Origin of the sequence: Amycolatopsis acididurans (assembly GCF_012328925.1) — a bacterium.
GTDB classification, from domain to species: domain Bacteria; phylum Actinomycetota; class Actinomycetes; order Mycobacteriales; family Pseudonocardiaceae; genus Amycolatopsis_E; species Amycolatopsis_E acididurans.
On record NZ_JAAXLS010000008.1, the window covers coordinates 234,569 to 247,601 of the forward strand.

Annotated in this window: 15 protein-coding genes; 9 read left to right on the forward strand and 6 right to left on the reverse strand. The window is 66.9% G+C overall.

Annotated features, from left to right (window positions below; all coding sequences use genetic code 11):
• Positions 1 to 60: 60 nt before the first annotated feature.
• From HFP15_RS15440 to HFP15_RS15460, 5 genes are all read right to left on the reverse strand, one after another.
• The gene (locus HFP15_RS15440; protein WP_210717282.1) at positions 61 to 837 is read right to left on the reverse strand and encodes a hypothetical protein; all 777 of its coding nucleotides are present in this window, start codon (positions 835 to 837) and stop codon (positions 61 to 63) included.
• Positions 838 to 912: 75 nt separating this feature from the next.
• The gene (locus tag HFP15_RS15445) at positions 913 to 1,188 is read right to left on the reverse strand and encodes a cytochrome C oxidase subunit IV family protein (protein ID WP_168515982.1); all 276 of its coding nucleotides are present in this window, start codon (positions 1,186 to 1,188) and stop codon (positions 913 to 915) included.
• Position 1,189: 1 nt separating this feature from the next.
• Positions 1,190 to 1,735: a cytochrome c oxidase subunit 3 family protein gene (locus HFP15_RS15450; RefSeq protein ID WP_210717283.1), complete on the reverse strand. Its 546-nt coding sequence runs from the start codon at positions 1,733 to 1,735 to the stop codon at positions 1,190 to 1,192.
• Between the two features lie 62 nt (positions 1,736 to 1,797).
• On the reverse strand, positions 1,798 to 2,649 hold the full coding sequence (locus tag HFP15_RS15455; protein ID WP_168515986.1) for an SDR family NAD(P)-dependent oxidoreductase: 852 nt from the start codon (positions 2,647 to 2,649) through the stop codon (positions 1,798 to 1,800).
• Positions 2,646 to 2,843 carry a ferredoxin gene (locus tag HFP15_RS15460; protein ID WP_168515988.1) on the reverse strand — a complete coding sequence of 66 codons (198 nt, stop codon included), beginning with the start codon at positions 2,841 to 2,843 and terminating at the stop codon, positions 2,646 to 2,648. The genes HFP15_RS15455 and HFP15_RS15460 overlap by 4 nt, the downstream gene beginning before the upstream one ends.
• Before the next feature lie 174 nt (positions 2,844 to 3,017).
• Between HFP15_RS15460 and HFP15_RS15465 the strand changes: the two genes are divergently transcribed.
• Genes HFP15_RS15465 through HFP15_RS15485 form a run of 5 tightly spaced genes read left to right on the forward strand, consistent with a single transcriptional unit; the run spans position 3,018 to position 7,241 of the window.
• On the forward strand, positions 3,018 to 4,292 hold the full coding sequence (locus HFP15_RS15465) for a cytochrome P450 (RefSeq protein WP_210717284.1): 1,275 nt from the start codon (positions 3,018 to 3,020) through the stop codon (positions 4,290 to 4,292).
• Positions 4,293 to 4,302: 10 nt separating this feature from the next.
• Positions 4,303 to 4,647, forward strand: a complete 345-nt coding sequence (locus tag HFP15_RS15470; protein WP_168515990.1) for a DUF4286 family protein — start codon at positions 4,303 to 4,305, stop codon at positions 4,645 to 4,647.
• Positions 4,631 to 5,800 carry an Rv3169 family protein gene (locus HFP15_RS15475; protein WP_168515992.1) on the forward strand — a complete coding sequence of 390 codons (1,170 nt, stop codon included), beginning with the start codon at positions 4,631 to 4,633 and terminating at the stop codon, positions 5,798 to 5,800. The genes HFP15_RS15470 and HFP15_RS15475 overlap by 17 nt, the downstream gene beginning before the upstream one ends.
• 6 nt (positions 5,801 to 5,806) lie before the next feature.
• Positions 5,807 to 6,370 carry a nuclear transport factor 2 family protein gene (locus HFP15_RS15480; RefSeq protein ID WP_168515993.1) on the forward strand — a complete coding sequence of 188 codons (564 nt, stop codon included), beginning with the start codon at positions 5,807 to 5,809 and terminating at the stop codon, positions 6,368 to 6,370.
• A 28-nt stretch (positions 6,371 to 6,398) separates the two neighbouring features.
• Positions 6,399 to 7,241: a MaoC/PaaZ C-terminal domain-containing protein gene (locus HFP15_RS15485; protein ID WP_168515996.1), complete on the forward strand. Its 843-nt coding sequence runs from the start codon at positions 6,399 to 6,401 to the stop codon at positions 7,239 to 7,241.
• Between the two features lie 39 nt (positions 7,242 to 7,280).
• On the opposite strand, the gene HFP15_RS42785 is transcribed toward HFP15_RS15485, so the two are convergent.
• Positions 7,281 to 7,829, reverse strand: coding sequence for a MarR family winged helix-turn-helix transcriptional regulator (locus HFP15_RS42785; RefSeq protein ID WP_210717285.1), 549 nt, complete (start codon positions 7,827 to 7,829; stop codon positions 7,281 to 7,283).
• 111 nt (positions 7,830 to 7,940) lie between these two features.
• Here HFP15_RS42785 and HFP15_RS43885 point away from each other — a divergent pair, with 111 nt between their 5' ends.
• The 4 genes from HFP15_RS43885 (at position 7,941) to HFP15_RS15510 (ending at position 12,930) form a co-directional block, all read left to right on the forward strand.
• Positions 7,941 to 9,056, forward strand: a complete 1,116-nt coding sequence (locus HFP15_RS43885; protein ID WP_168515998.1) for a Gfo/Idh/MocA family protein — start codon at positions 7,941 to 7,943, stop codon at positions 9,054 to 9,056.
• 14 nt (positions 9,057 to 9,070) lie between these two features.
• Positions 9,071 to 10,096 carry a phosphotransferase family protein gene (locus HFP15_RS15500; protein WP_210717286.1) on the forward strand — a complete coding sequence of 342 codons (1,026 nt, stop codon included), beginning with the start codon at positions 9,071 to 9,073 and terminating at the stop codon, positions 10,094 to 10,096.
• 249 nt (positions 10,097 to 10,345) lie between these two features.
• Complete coding sequence (locus HFP15_RS15505) at positions 10,346 to 11,692, forward strand: cytochrome P450 (RefSeq protein ID WP_168516002.1); 1,347 nt, start codon at positions 10,346 to 10,348, stop codon at positions 11,690 to 11,692.
• Positions 11,581 to 12,930 carry an aromatic ring-hydroxylating oxygenase subunit alpha gene (locus HFP15_RS15510; protein WP_168516004.1) on the forward strand — a complete coding sequence of 450 codons (1,350 nt, stop codon included), beginning with the start codon at positions 11,581 to 11,583 and terminating at the stop codon, positions 12,928 to 12,930. Before HFP15_RS15505 ends, HFP15_RS15510 begins: the two co-directional genes overlap by 112 nt.
• Positions 12,931 to 13,033: the final 103 nt, after the last annotated feature.

Here is a 13,033-nt window from a genome sequence, read left to right on the forward strand (position 1 = left end):
GGTGTCCACCGTCCCAGGTGGACACCCGCACATCCGTTCGAGGCATTGCCCCATGACGCCTTAGGCGACGACGGAATCGGACGACGTCGTGCTCGCCGGTTCGGCCGGAACCCTCGGAGCCTCGACTACGACGTCGGCTCCGTGCTCGCGGTCGAGGCGCTGGGCGGTGAGCGCACGCAGCAGGAGCCGCACCTGAATGATGATCCAGACCCCGAACAGCGACAGCGGCGCCCAGAACACGAACAGCCCGTCCCAGGCGAATACGCCCTTGCGTACCAGGAAAGCGAGGGCGCCCGCCTCGAACATGATCGCGATCCAGACCGTCACCCAGCCGAACCAGCGCGGGAACGGTGAATGCCGCACCGGCGAGGAGGTGAAGCACATGACCGCTATCGCCACCCAGGTGAACACGTAGAACTGGTCGGTGGTCACCAGGGTCATCATGCCCAGCTCGTGCATCAGCAAGGTGACGTCGGCAGGCCGGGTGGGTGTCCACGCCGCGACACCCCAGAAGATCGGCGGCAGGACGAGGAACAAGGACATCATCGCGCCGCCTACCAGGGCGAGCGCACTCCAGATGCGTCCCTTCTCCTGGCGGCGGATCTGCACGGCACAGACCGCGAGAATCGGCAGCATGAAGGCCGACACCCAGGAAGCGATCGTCGCGCCGATCCGGATCGACACCGTGTGTTCCTGATAGAACGTGGCGACCTCGTGTGCGTCCAAGGACGGACTCGGCGGCGGGACCATGTGGAACAGGAAGATGAGGCAGGCGGAGTAGGCGATGGCCATCGCCACGCCCCACCACAGGACGACGACTTGGCTACGTTCTGACATGGACGAGATTCCTTTCGTTCGGAAGGCTGCCCGGCCCGCTGTGGCCGGCCGTGGGGACAACAGGTGGAGATGGGCTCACGCGGGGGTGCCGGCGACGTAGAGCACGATGACCATCGCGCAGACCAGCAAGCACCACGCCTGGAACACCATGCGCAAGGCCGGCGGGGCCGCCTTGAGTTCCATGAAGTCGCGGCCGACGAAGAGGATCTTGACGAAGGCGGTGACAAGCGAGGCGAGTACGCCGACCGCGCCGATGCCGGCGTGATCGTGTCCGAGCAGGAACGACACGAATGTGGCCGCGACGAGCCCGATCCACACCTGCACGAGACGGGTCTTCAGTGAGCTGATCATGTCAGGCCATTAGGTAGAAGAGCGGAAACAGGACGATCCAGAGCAGGTCGACCATGTGCCAGAAGCTCGCGCCGACCTCGGCGATGCGCTGGTCATGCGGCCCTGGGCCGCGACGGCTGACGAAGTGGCGCACCACCGCGAGGCCTGCCAGGCCCAGGATGACGTGCGCCGCGTGGATTCCGGTGAAGATGAAGTAGTACAGGAAGAAATCGTTGGTCGCCGGATTGATCCCGTGGCTGATCTCCGTGCTGTACTCCAGCACCTTGATCGCCAGGAAGATCAGCCCGCAGACCATTGCGCCGACGACGAGACGTGTCGCTTGCGGACGGTCGCCGGCGCGCAGCCGTCGGACCGCGCACGCGACGAAGAGTGAGCTGGTGAGCAGGACGATCGTATTGACGAAGCCGAAGGCGACGGTCAGCTGTGGTCGCGATTCCGCGAACAGGCGCGGCTGGTGAATACGGGCGATGAGAAACACGGCGAAGAACGTCGCGAACACGGTCATGTCCGCGAGCACCAACGCCCAGATGCCCGGCTCGCCGGGCACGTGACCACGCAACCACCGGTGTGGCGCCCGCTGCTCTGGCTCGGTGGAGCAAGACGCGCCTGTCACTCGGTGTCCGTCGCCGGCCGTGGCGTCTGCCATGGCATCAGGGACCGGCAGCCCAGCCCGCCGTCGACGGGAAGGATCGCGCCGGTGACGTAGGCGCTGGCGGGTGCGACGAGATACCGCACCGCGTGTGCGACGTCGTCGGGATCTCCGGCCGCCGGCGGGCTCGCCCGACGCCAGTCGTCGGGTCGGTGATCTTTTCCGATCTTGGGTGGCGCGGCCGCCGGGCGCTCACGTCCACGCTCGTGGTCGACCGCGATCGTGCCCACCCGGATCGCGTTGCACCGGATGCCGAGGTGGCCGTACTCGGCCGCCACGGCGCGGGTGAGCGCTTCGACACCGGCCTTGCCCGCGGTGTACCCCGCGAACCCCGGCATCGCCAGCCGGGCCGCGATGGAGGAGATGTTGACGACGGCCCCTCGGCGGGCGGGGGTCATCTTCTCGAGCGCCGCCCTCGTCGTGAGATAGACGCTGGTGAGGGCGCTGTCCTGCAGGCGCCGCCAGTTCGCCGGCGAGATCTGCCCCAGTGGTCCGTCGACCTCGCGGGTGTGCAAGAGGTCGGTGGGTCCGGCGTTGTTGACCAGAACCGAGAGGCCACCGAAAAGGTCCACGCACCGTTCGACCAGCCCGGTCACGTCGTCCTCGGCGGTCACATCCGCACGCACGAACTCGGCCTTGTGACCGGCCTCGGCGAGTTCGCGCGTCGCGACCTCGCCCTGTACCTCGTCACGACCGCAGATCAGCACGTTCGCCCCCGCACCGGCGAGCGAGCGGGCGATTGCCAGCCCTATGCCGCGGCTGCCGCCGGTGACGATCGCGTTCTCTCCGTCGAGGCGGAACGGGTCGCTCATGAGCCGGCGATCGCGAGGGCTTCGGTGGGACAGTGGCGCACGGCCCTGTGCACCGCTTCCTCCTGGTCCGGATCAGGCACTTCGCGCAGGACGACCACCGTTCCGTCCTCCTCGTTCTGGTCGAACACCTCGGGGGCGTTCATGACGCACTGTCCGGTCCCGCAGCATCGATCGAGGTCCGCGACCACGCGCATGGCGGCAACTCCGTCCTGTCGGCAAGAGGGCTTCGAAAAAACTCTAAGTTGCGAGTATTGTGCGAGCGAGTACGGCAGTCAATCTCGTTGTCAATATTTCATCACTAGACTAATCTCGGCGGTATGGGGCGGCGAGTCCGCCGCCCTGTTGCCTCAGGAGGGTGAGGAATGGACGTGACCGATCCCGTTCGCGACCTGTTCGACGCGAAGGCGGAGATGGCACGGTGCCCGCATCTGGCCTACGGGCCGATGCGTGAGGAAGGCAAACCGCTCTGGATCGAGCGGGTGCAGGCCTACGCGCTGACCCGCTACGACGACATCGTCGAGGTGTTGCGCTCACCCGAGCGGTTCTCGTCGGCGATGGCCAGCGGACCGGGCTCGGTGACTCCGCTGGCTCGTCGGCTCGTGGCCGATCCCGGCACCGGCCCGTTGTTGCGCGCCCGTGCGCAGCGACGTCTCGACATCAGCGCCTCGGTGGTCCTGCTCAACGCCGATCCGCCGCTGCACAGCCGCCAGCGCAAGCTGGTGAACCGCGCCTTCACCGCGCGCCGCGTGCTGGCCATGGAGCCTTCGGTGCGCCGGCTCGCCGACGATCTGCTCGATGCCTTCATCGGGGACGGCAGGGCCGAGATGGTCGGCCAGTTCTCCATTCTCATGCCGATGACGGTCATCGCGGACATCCTCGGTGTCCCGCCGGAGATGCACCCGACTTTCAAGCGCTGGTCGGATGCTTTCGTCGCGGGGACCGGAAGTATGAGCCTCGGCGATGAGGCCATCGCGGAGCTGTTCGCCTGTGTCGACGAGTTCTACGACTACTTCACCGACCGGATAGCCGAGCGTCGGGAGAACCCGACGGACGATCTGCTGTCGGCGATCATCAGCGCCCGCATCGACGGCGAGACACCGTTGACGCAGAACGAGATGCTGCAGATGCTGGTGCAGTTCCTGGTCGCGGGCAACGAAACGACGACAAGCCTGCTCACTTCGGTCATGTTCAAGCTGGTCGGCGAACCCGAGCTGATGGCCGCGGTGCGTGCCGACCGCGAACTGGTGCCCGTCGTGATCGAGGAGGTCCTGCGGCTGGAAACGCCCGTCCAGGGAATCTTCCGCACCGCGAACGAGGACGTCGAGATCGGTGGGGTCCTCATTCCTAAGGGCAGCAACATCTACCTGGTCTACGGCTCGGCCAACCGGGACGAGAAGGCTTTCCGCGATCCCGACGAGTTGCGGACGGATCGTGCCTCGGAGGGCAATCACCTCGCCTTCGGCAAGGGCGAGCACTTCTGCCTCGGTGCGCCGATCGCCCGGCTGGAGGCGCGCGTCGGCATCAACGCCTGGCTGGACCGGACGACGGAGATCTCACTCGACGCGAACCCCGGCGATATCGAATACCTCCCGAGTTTCGCCCAGCACGCCATCAAGCGGCTGCCGCTGCGGTTCACCGTATGAGGGGGTGTTGATGAGTAAGCACATCCTGCTGGTCTTCACCGACTGTGTTCCCGGTCGCGAGGCCGAGTTCGGCGAGTGGTACGACACGGTGCACCTGCGTGACGTCCTGCGGGTGCCCGGATTCGTGGCGGCTCAACGGTTCGCCGCGCGGACCGGTATGCGCGGCGAGCAGCCGGGGCACCGGTTCCTCGCGGTCTACGAGATCGAGGCCGACGATCTGGATGCGGCGCAGGCCGCGTTGCGCTCCGCGGTCGCCGGCATGCGGATGTCCGACGCGCTGGCGCCCACGCTGGTCACGCACGCTTACAGCGCGATCACCGACCGGATGGAGGCGCTCGATGCTGAGTCCGTATGACGAACTGCCGGTTCACCAGACGCCCTACCCGCTGGCCCGGGTGGCCGACAGCGACCACGGTTTCGACGACGGCTACTTCTTCGGTGTGTTCTGTCCCGAGCAGCGGATCTTCTGCTTCCAGGGGCTACGGATCAACCCCAACACCAACCTCGTCGGTGGGTACGCCGGGATCAACCGGGCCGGGACACAGCGGACAGTGCGGTTCAGCCGCACCTGGCGGGACAACATCGCCACCGAGATCGGCCCGTACCGGATCGAGATCATCGAGCCGTACCGGGACATCAGGCTGAGCCTGGACGACAACGAGTCGGGGTTCAGCTTCGACCTGCACTGGCTCGGAGCGGCCCCCGCGTTCGAGGAGGCCCACCACTTCGCGACCAGTCGCGGCAGGCCGATCACCGATCAGACCCGCTACGCGCAGAGCGGAACGGCCCGGGGCTGGTTGCGGCTGGACGGCGAGCGGATCGAGGTCGAACCGGGGACCTGGTACGCCGACCGGGATCACTCCTGGGGTCTCTACCACCAGCGTCCTCCGCTCGCACCGGACCCGAAATGGCTGCCGCCCGCCGAGCCGGAGGGAATTGCTCGGGCCCTGCGGTTCTGGACGTTGTTCGGTGCCGGTGAGTTGTCGGGCTTCTACGCCATTCACGAGACCCCCGACGGCAGGCAGGTGCCGATGAACGACACGTTCGGGACCCCGTTCGAGGGCCGGTTCGACTTCGGCTGGGACGGCAAGGGAGTCGACCTGGTCGCGGGGCGGCACGAGTTGGAGTTCGTCGGCGACAGCCGCATCCTGAGGGGCGCGACGATCACGCTGACCGATGTGGACGGGGGCGAGTGGGTACAGCGTGTGCGCCCGGCCGCGCCCGCCTGGGTGACGGCGACCATCGGCTACCAGGCAGGCAGCTGGAAGGACGGTGGCTCGTTCCGGACCTACCACGGTCCCGGCGCCGCGCTGGAGTGGGACGAGTTCGACTTCTCCCGGCAGCCGTTGGATTTCCGCATGTACAACGGGCTCGAGGCACGGGGACTGATCGGCAAGGAGTATCTGTCCGAAGTGGAGACCGTCGCGCCGGACGGGCGCCGGTGGTCCGGTGCCGGTCACACCGAACTGTTCCTCGACGGCCCCTTCCGGCCCTACGGGTTCAGGTGATGCCTCGTGATCGTCGAGTTGTCTCCCGCGGCCGAGCGAAGCTGGCGGCTGCTCGCCGAGCGGGCCGCGGCCGAGGCCGACCCCCGGCGGCGGGCGAACCTGGAGGTCGTCGCCCGCCACGTGCGTGAGGAGGTGCGAGGCGACGTTCCCGCGCTGATGGAAACGCTCGTCGCCCAACCTCATTACGAAGTGTGGGGTGCGTCCGGATCGGCGGGACCGAAGGGCGCCGACGAGGTGAGGGCTTTCTACGAAGCCGCCATCGAAATCGGCAAGAACCGCCTGGAGTTCGAGATCTCCCGGATCGTGGTCGACCAGGACACGGTGGTGACCGAAGGGGTGTTCCGGCATGCCTACACCGGAGAACTGCTGGCCCGCCGCGGTTTCGCCACGGCCGTCGACGTCGACCTGGACGCCTGGTACCTCGTCGAGTACCAGGCGCTGATCGTCTGGCCCATCGACGCGAACGGCCTCATCGAGGGGGAGCAGATGTACGCGGGTGAGCGTCCGCGCATCGTGTCGAAGCTCGCGCCGGGGGAGTCGGACCACCTCGGTCCGCCGGGTCGCGACTGACAGCAGCAGAGAAAGGACATTGCCCACAATGCCGTTGGATCCTGATGCGGTCGGGGCCACTTCCGGGCCCCGGCGAAGCGCGTGGAACCGCAAGGACTGCATTCTCTACGCGCTGGGTGTCGGCGCCGGCCCGGACGAACTGGCCTTCACCACCGAGAACACCAAGGGTGTCGAACAACAGGTACTGCCCACCATGCCGGTGGTGCTGAGTACGGATCCCGGGATCTTCAAGCGGTTCGGCACTTTCGACTGGGCCAAACTGGTGCACGCCGAACAGGGTGTGGAGGTCGTGCGCCCGCTGCCACCCGAAGGTGCCGTCCTGACGACCACCCGCATCGCGGACATGTTCGACAAGGGCAAGGCCGCGCTGGTGGTCACCGAGTCCGAATCGGTCGATGAGAACAGCGCAGAGCTGCTGTTCCGTACCCGGACCGCGTTGTTCATCGGTGGAGCGGGTGGCTGGGGAGGTGACCGGGGGCCCAGCACGTCGTGGTCCGCTCCCGACCGCCGGCCCGACCATACGGTCAGCTACGAGACACGTCCGGATCAGGCGTTGCTGTACCGGCTTTCCGGCGACCGGAATCCCCTGCATTCGGACCCGGCGTTCGCCCGGCGGGCCGGGTTCGAGCGGCCCATTCTGCACGGCTTGTGCACCTACGGTTTCACCGGCCGGGCTCTCCTGCACGCGCTGGCCGGAGGCGACTCGGCAGGGATGCGCACGATGGACGCGCGGTTCGCGTCGCCCGTGTTGCCCGGCGACGTGCTGCACGTGGACATCTGGCGGACGGGTGAGGACCAGGCGTACTTCCAGACCCGCAAGGATGATGGCACCGTGGTGCTCACCAACGGTGTCTGCACTCTCAACGGCTGAAGCGGTTGCGGCACCGAGCCGCGCGGGCGACCGCGCGGCTCAGTGGGACCGGTCGACGTCGCCGGCCGCCGAACGCAACGCGGCCAGCACGGACAGCAGTCGCTTCTGCTGGGCCGCCGTACTGCCGGTCAAGCCGAATCGCACCGCCTTCAGCGCTGCGGTCGCCTTCCCGGTGAGATCGCGGCCCTCGTCGGTGATCGTGACGCAGGTCGCGCGCCGGTCGGTCGGGTGGGCGTGCCGGTACAGCAGACCCTTGTTCTCCAGCCGATCGGTCGCGAGGGTGATGGTCGTCGCGTGCACCAGCAGGTTCCAGGCCAGTCTGCTCAGCAGACGGGTTCCGTTCTCGCTCAGCTCGAGGGTCATCAGCACGAGGTAGTCGGTGAGATTGAGGTTGAAGGCGCGCAGTTCGGTCTCCACCACGTCGGTCATGAGCCGGTGCAGCCGCAACGTCGAGCTCATGGCCAGGAAGGCCTCTTGCTGGTCGCCGAGATCGTATTTGGACCAGTAGTGATCGGCCCAGTCGACCGGATCCGTCAGGCTGAGATCCGCCGCCGCGCCAGGCTCTGCCGTGTTTCTCTTCGCCGCCACCTCATCGCCCTTCCGGATCGCAGCTGAACGTCCATCATAGCTCGAATACTCAAATATCGTGTAATAGACTTGTTCGTCGAGTAGCGAGGAAAGCGAGGTGCGCCGGTGCCGGTGGCTTCTGAGGCAGAGACGATCGGGGTCGGGATAGTCGGGCTCAGCGCGGGTGGTGGCTGGGCGGGACGTGGTCATCTGCCAGCTCTGGAAGCCGTGCCCGGTTTCCGGCTCGCTGCGCTGAGCGCCAGCTCCGCGGCGTCCGCGGCCGCCGCCGGCGAGCGTTACGGGGTGCCGCTGGCATTCGGCTCCGCCGCGGAACTGGCCGCGTGTCCGGACGTCGACCTCGTTGTCGTGTCGGTTCAGGCCGCCCGCCACGCCCCGGCGGTGGCGGCCGCGATCGACGCCGGCAAGCATGTGTACTGCGAGTGGCCGCTTGCGGTCACGGCCGCCGAGGCGAGCGAGCTCGTTGCCGCGGCTCGCGATCGCGGGGTCCGTGGCTTCGTCGGTCTCCAGGCCCGGTCCGCGCCGGTGATCCGGTACGTTCGCGACCTGGTCAAAGCGGGCTGGGTGGGTGAGGTGCTGTCCACGACACTCGTCGCGTCCGGCATGTCCTGGGGCAAGGAATCGGACAGCCGGACGTCCTATCTGCTGGATCGTGACGGCGGCTCGACCATGCTGAGCATCCCGTTCGGACATGTGGTGGACGCCGTTCAACTGTGCCTGGGCGAGTTCACCGAGGTCGGCGCCGTGCTCGCGAACAGGCGGCCCTACGTCCGTGACTCGGCTTCCGGGGAGTTCGTGCCCAAGACCGCCGACGACCAGGTCGCCGTGCACGGTGTTCTGGAGACCGGCGCGGTGGCCGTCGTCCACTTCCGTGGTGGACGCTCCCGCGGGACCAACTTCCGCTGGGAGATCAACGGCAGCGACGGCGATCTCGTGCTGGAGGGCCCGCACGGTCACCTGCAGCTGGCACCCGTGATGCTGCACGGGACCCGCCGGGGCGAGGGCGAGCTGACCGCGATGCCGGTTCCCGCCGAGTATCATCGCGTTTCGCTGTCGCGGGAGCAGCCGGGTAATCCGTCGGCGAACCTCGCGAACGCGTACGCGGCGTTGCTCGGTGATCTCCGGGAGAACACCGCCGAGATACCCGATTTCGCACACGGCGTGCGCCACCACCGGCTGATCGAGGCGATCCTGCGCGCGGACGCGACCGGGCAGCGGGCGTCCCTGTGATCCGCCTTCGTGAGGTGGCGGATGCCGGCCGCTGGTTCCGCGCCCGGTTCGTGCCGGCGGTCGAGGACCTGACCGTCGAACGGGTGGCGAGGGTGTCGCGGGGCGTGTCCCGGGAGACCTGGATCGTCGATGCGACGGTGGTCCGCGACGGACGCCCGGCCGCCGAGTCCTTCGTCGTACGGCGCGACCTGCCCGACGGATCGGTCATCCCGATGCCACTGCGCGAGGAGTTCGAGGTGTACCGGCGGCTTGCGGGCAGCTCGGTGCCGACGACCCGGGCACTGTGGTTCGAAGACGACCCGGAGTGGCAGCCGGACGGCAGGGCGGCCTACGTTCGTACCAAAGTGGACGGTCATTGGCGACTGGACTTCCTGGAAGGTGACGATCCGGGCGACGACGAGCGGAAGATCGCGGCCTCGAAGGAACATCTGGACAAGCTCGCGCTCGTGCACACCACGGACTGGCGTGCCCTCGGCTTCGGCGCGATCGGCACCGTTCCCGCATCAGCGGCGGAGTGCGCCACGGCTCTGGTGGACGATCTGACCGCCCGGTTGTCGTCGTTCCAGTTCGAGCCGTCGCCCGCGGTCGCGGAAGGCCTGGCGCAGTTGCGCGCCGGCGCGCCCACGGACTCGCCGGTGATCGCACTGTGCAAGGGCACGAACGGGCACGGCGAAGAGGTGTGGTCCGGGGGCCGGATCGTCGCCATGAGCGACTGGGAGCTGTGGCGGCTCGGCGACCCGGCGTACGACTTCGCGCAGCTGCAGGACATGGTGCCCGAGATCGTGCGTGACGGACGACGTGTGTGGGGCTGGCCGGAGGCACTCGGCTACTACCGCGACCGGACGGGTATCGAGATCACCCCGGAGCGGCTGGGCTGGTACCGGGCCTGTTACGGGCTCATCCAGTTCAGCTACGCCCACCACAGCGCCTACCGGCTCCGTCGCGGAGCGGGGAGTATCCGGCTCGCCTGGAACGCCACGGAAGTGCAGTACCGGAGCCAGCTCAAGCTCGCGGCCGCGTTCGGATTCACCCCGGGATAGCCGCTTCTCGCCGGCCGGATGCGTCGGTATGAGTCCACAATAGTCGGAAAAGCGCGCCGGTCTCGTTGAGACGGCGCGTGAATTACCGTGACGCCTCACGGGTTACACCGCCTCGGTAGTGGGGCGGCCGCGTCGGTGGAACGCTAGACAATTTTTGTTCCAAGTGCCACCATGGATCGGGTGATTCGCCTACCCGACGGCATTCGACGGCCGTTTCCGGGTGTATCAAAGCGACGAAAGAGGCGACCAATGACGATCGCACACCAGGCAGACGAGACGTACCGAATTCCCGATCACATCGTGCAGGCCGCAATCGACCCCGACTCCTACCTCGACTTCGAGGGGCGCGTGCTGCCGGCATATGCGTGGCTTCGCGAACACAACCCCCTGGGACGGGCGGAGCTGGCGGGACACGATCCGGTGTGGTTGGTGACCAAGCTCGCCGATCTGCGCTTCATCGAGCGGCACACGGACCTGTTCACCGTCACCCAGGACAACATCATCCTGGACAGCCGAGCCAGCGACGCGTTCATGCGTTCGCTGACCGGCGGGTCATCGAGGATTCTCGATGCGATCCCGTACCTCGACCCGCCTGAGCACACGAAGGTCCGGGCGGTCGCACACGAGCCGTTCCTGCCCCGCAACGTCGCCAAGCTGGAGTCTCAGATCCGCGAGCTGGCGCGGGCCACGGTCGAGCGGGTGCTGGCCACGGAGGGCGAGCTCGACCTCGTTGCCGATCTGGCACTCGGCTATCCCCTTCACGTCATCATGACGCTGCTGGGCGTACCGGAGAAGGACGAGCCGCTGATGCTGCGGCTCACCCAGGAGTTCTTCGGTGCGCAGGACGACGAACGCGGTGCGGGCGCCGCCGAGAACCCCGAGGAGGTCGGGAAGGCTTTCATCGAGGCCGCGATGTCCATCTTCGGCTACTTCAGCGAGCTCAACGCCGACCGGCGGGCCTGTCCTCGGAATGATCTGGTCTCCTTGATCGCCAACAGCCGGATCGACGGCGAGCCCATTGGTGAGGGCTATGCCAATGGCTGGTATCTCGCTATCGCCGCGGGCGGTCACGACACCACCGCGTCAACGATCTCCAGCACGCTGCTGGCCTTGGCGCAACGTCCTGACCAACTTGCCCGAGTCAAGGCCGACCTCGACCTCATCCCCCAGTTGGTCGAGGAAGGACTGCGGTGGACCACCCCCGCCAAGCACTTCATGCGCACGGCCACGCAGGACCTCGAACTCCGGGGCCGGCAGATCAAGAAGGGCGACCGGCTGATGCTGCTGTGGGCTTCGGGTAACCACGACGAGGAGGTGTTCGACAATCCACAAGCGTTCGACATCGGTAGGACGACCAAGCACATCGCTTTCGGCTCCGGGGCGCACACCTGTGTCGGCATGCACCTGGCGAAACTGGAGCTGCGCATTCTCTTCGAGGAACTCCTCCCTCGGATCGGCGGCATCGAGATCGTCGGCCGCCCGCAATGGGTACGCACCAATTTCGTCGGTGGTCTGAAGAGGCTGCCCGCGCGGCTTCTGCCCGATGTGGCTTCGGAACAATCGTCGGCGAACGGGCCGCAGGGAGCCGTCGGATGACGGAGCGGTCCGGCCCTCGAGAGGTGCCTGAAGTGGACAGGACGAAAGAGATCCTGGCGACACTGGCCGATGAGCAGGAACGCAACGAGGTGCCCGCCGACTATCCCGAGCTACCTGATCTCGCGCTGGCGAGATACACCGATCGGAATTATTACCAGGCGGAAATCGACACGGTGTGGCGCAGGTCGTGGCTGTTCGCCGGGCACGAGTCCGAGGTGCCGGAGGCGGGAAGTTATCGCGTCCCGGACATACCGTTCGCGCCGATCCTGTTGGTGCGCGGTCACGACGACACGATCCGGGCCTTCCTCAACGCGTGTCGGCATCGGGGAGCACCGGTGGCTCGGGGGTGCGGTGGGAAGGTGAAGCGGCACCTGATCTGTGGATTCCACTCGTGGGCTTACGACCTGGCCGGCAATCTGGTCGGCGTGACCGAGAAACGTGACTTCACCGACTTGCGGATCGCCGAGCGTGGATTGACCAGCGTGCGATGTGAGTCCTGGGGTGGTTTCCTGTTCGTCAACCTCGACCCGGAAGCACCGGCTTTCGACGACTGGAATGCCTCATTGGTAAGGCGTCACTCCGACATCATGACGGCAGACCTGCGCTTCGTGCACCGCCGGACCGTGGACGTCGACGCCAACTGGAAGGTCGTCACGGAGGCCTTTCTCGAGACGTACCACCTCAAGACCGTTCACCGCACTTCGGCCGCGCCCTATCTCCTCCCGCGTCAGACCGCCGTGGAACTGTACCCGAACGGCCACAGCAACAACTACGTCATGCGCAAGCGTGAGGTCGGTGCCGAGTCTCTGGCGAGCCGACGGCAGTTCCATCCCAGCGATGTGCCGGAGATCCCGGGCCTTCCGGACTTCTACCGGCTGTGCCCGCCAGCACCCTCGCTCTTCCCGAACGTGATGATCCCACTGAGCGCGGGCGGGTTCCCGGTCATCACGTTCTGGCCGACCAGTCTGTCCTCGACCCGGATCGAAATCGCGCATTTCGGCTTCAACTGGGGAGCGGGTGATCGGCCGTCAGGGTGGGCACAGAAGGTCGCTGCTTTCGACCGGCTGATCGACGAGGACGTCGAGAACCTCGCGCCGATGCAACGCTCCATCGAGGCGGCTGCTCACAAGGGAATCCCGCTCAGCTATCAGGAACGCCGCATCTGGCACCTGAACTCGGAGATCGACCGTTTCGTCCGCGACCGGGTCGCCAGTGGGACTGTAAAACGAGCGGTGTAATTCCCGATCATGGAAGTGCACCTGATGACCGACATGATGTCCGGCGTGGAGAACGCTGAGGACTTGAACCCCGTGTCCGGGCTGGATGGCCTGGACGAGCAGC

Excerpts from the sequence above, each read along its gene's own strand:
- HFP15_RS15445 (WP_168515982.1), bottom strand. The coding sequence starts at position 1,188 with ATGATCAGCTCACTGAAGACCCGTCTCGTGCAGGTGTGGATCGGGCTC.
- HFP15_RS15485 (WP_168515996.1), top strand. The coding sequence starts at position 6,399 with ATGCCGTTGGATCCTGATGCGGTCGGGGCCACTTCCGGGCCCCGGCGA.
- HFP15_RS15510 (WP_168516004.1), top strand. The coding sequence starts at position 11,581 with ATGGGTACGCACCAATTTCGTCGGTGGTCTGAAGAGGCTGCCCGCGCG.
- HFP15_RS15440 (WP_210717282.1), bottom strand. The coding sequence starts at position 837 with ATGTCAGAACGTAGCCAAGTCGTCGTCCTGTGGTGGGGCGTGGCGATG.
- HFP15_RS15470 (WP_168515990.1), top strand. The coding sequence starts at position 4,303 with ATGAGTAAGCACATCCTGCTGGTCTTCACCGACTGTGTTCCCGGTCGC.
- HFP15_RS15505 (WP_168516002.1), top strand. The coding sequence starts at position 10,346 with ATGACGATCGCACACCAGGCAGACGAGACGTACCGAATTCCCGATCAC.
- HFP15_RS15455 (WP_168515986.1), bottom strand. The coding sequence starts at position 2,649 with ATGAGCGACCCGTTCCGCCTCGACGGAGAGAACGCGATCGTCACCGGC.
- HFP15_RS15475 (WP_168515992.1), top strand. The coding sequence starts at position 4,631 with ATGCTGAGTCCGTATGACGAACTGCCGGTTCACCAGACGCCCTACCCG.
- HFP15_RS15460 (WP_168515988.1), bottom strand. The coding sequence starts at position 2,843 with ATGCGCGTGGTCGCGGACCTCGATCGATGCTGCGGGACCGGACAGTGC.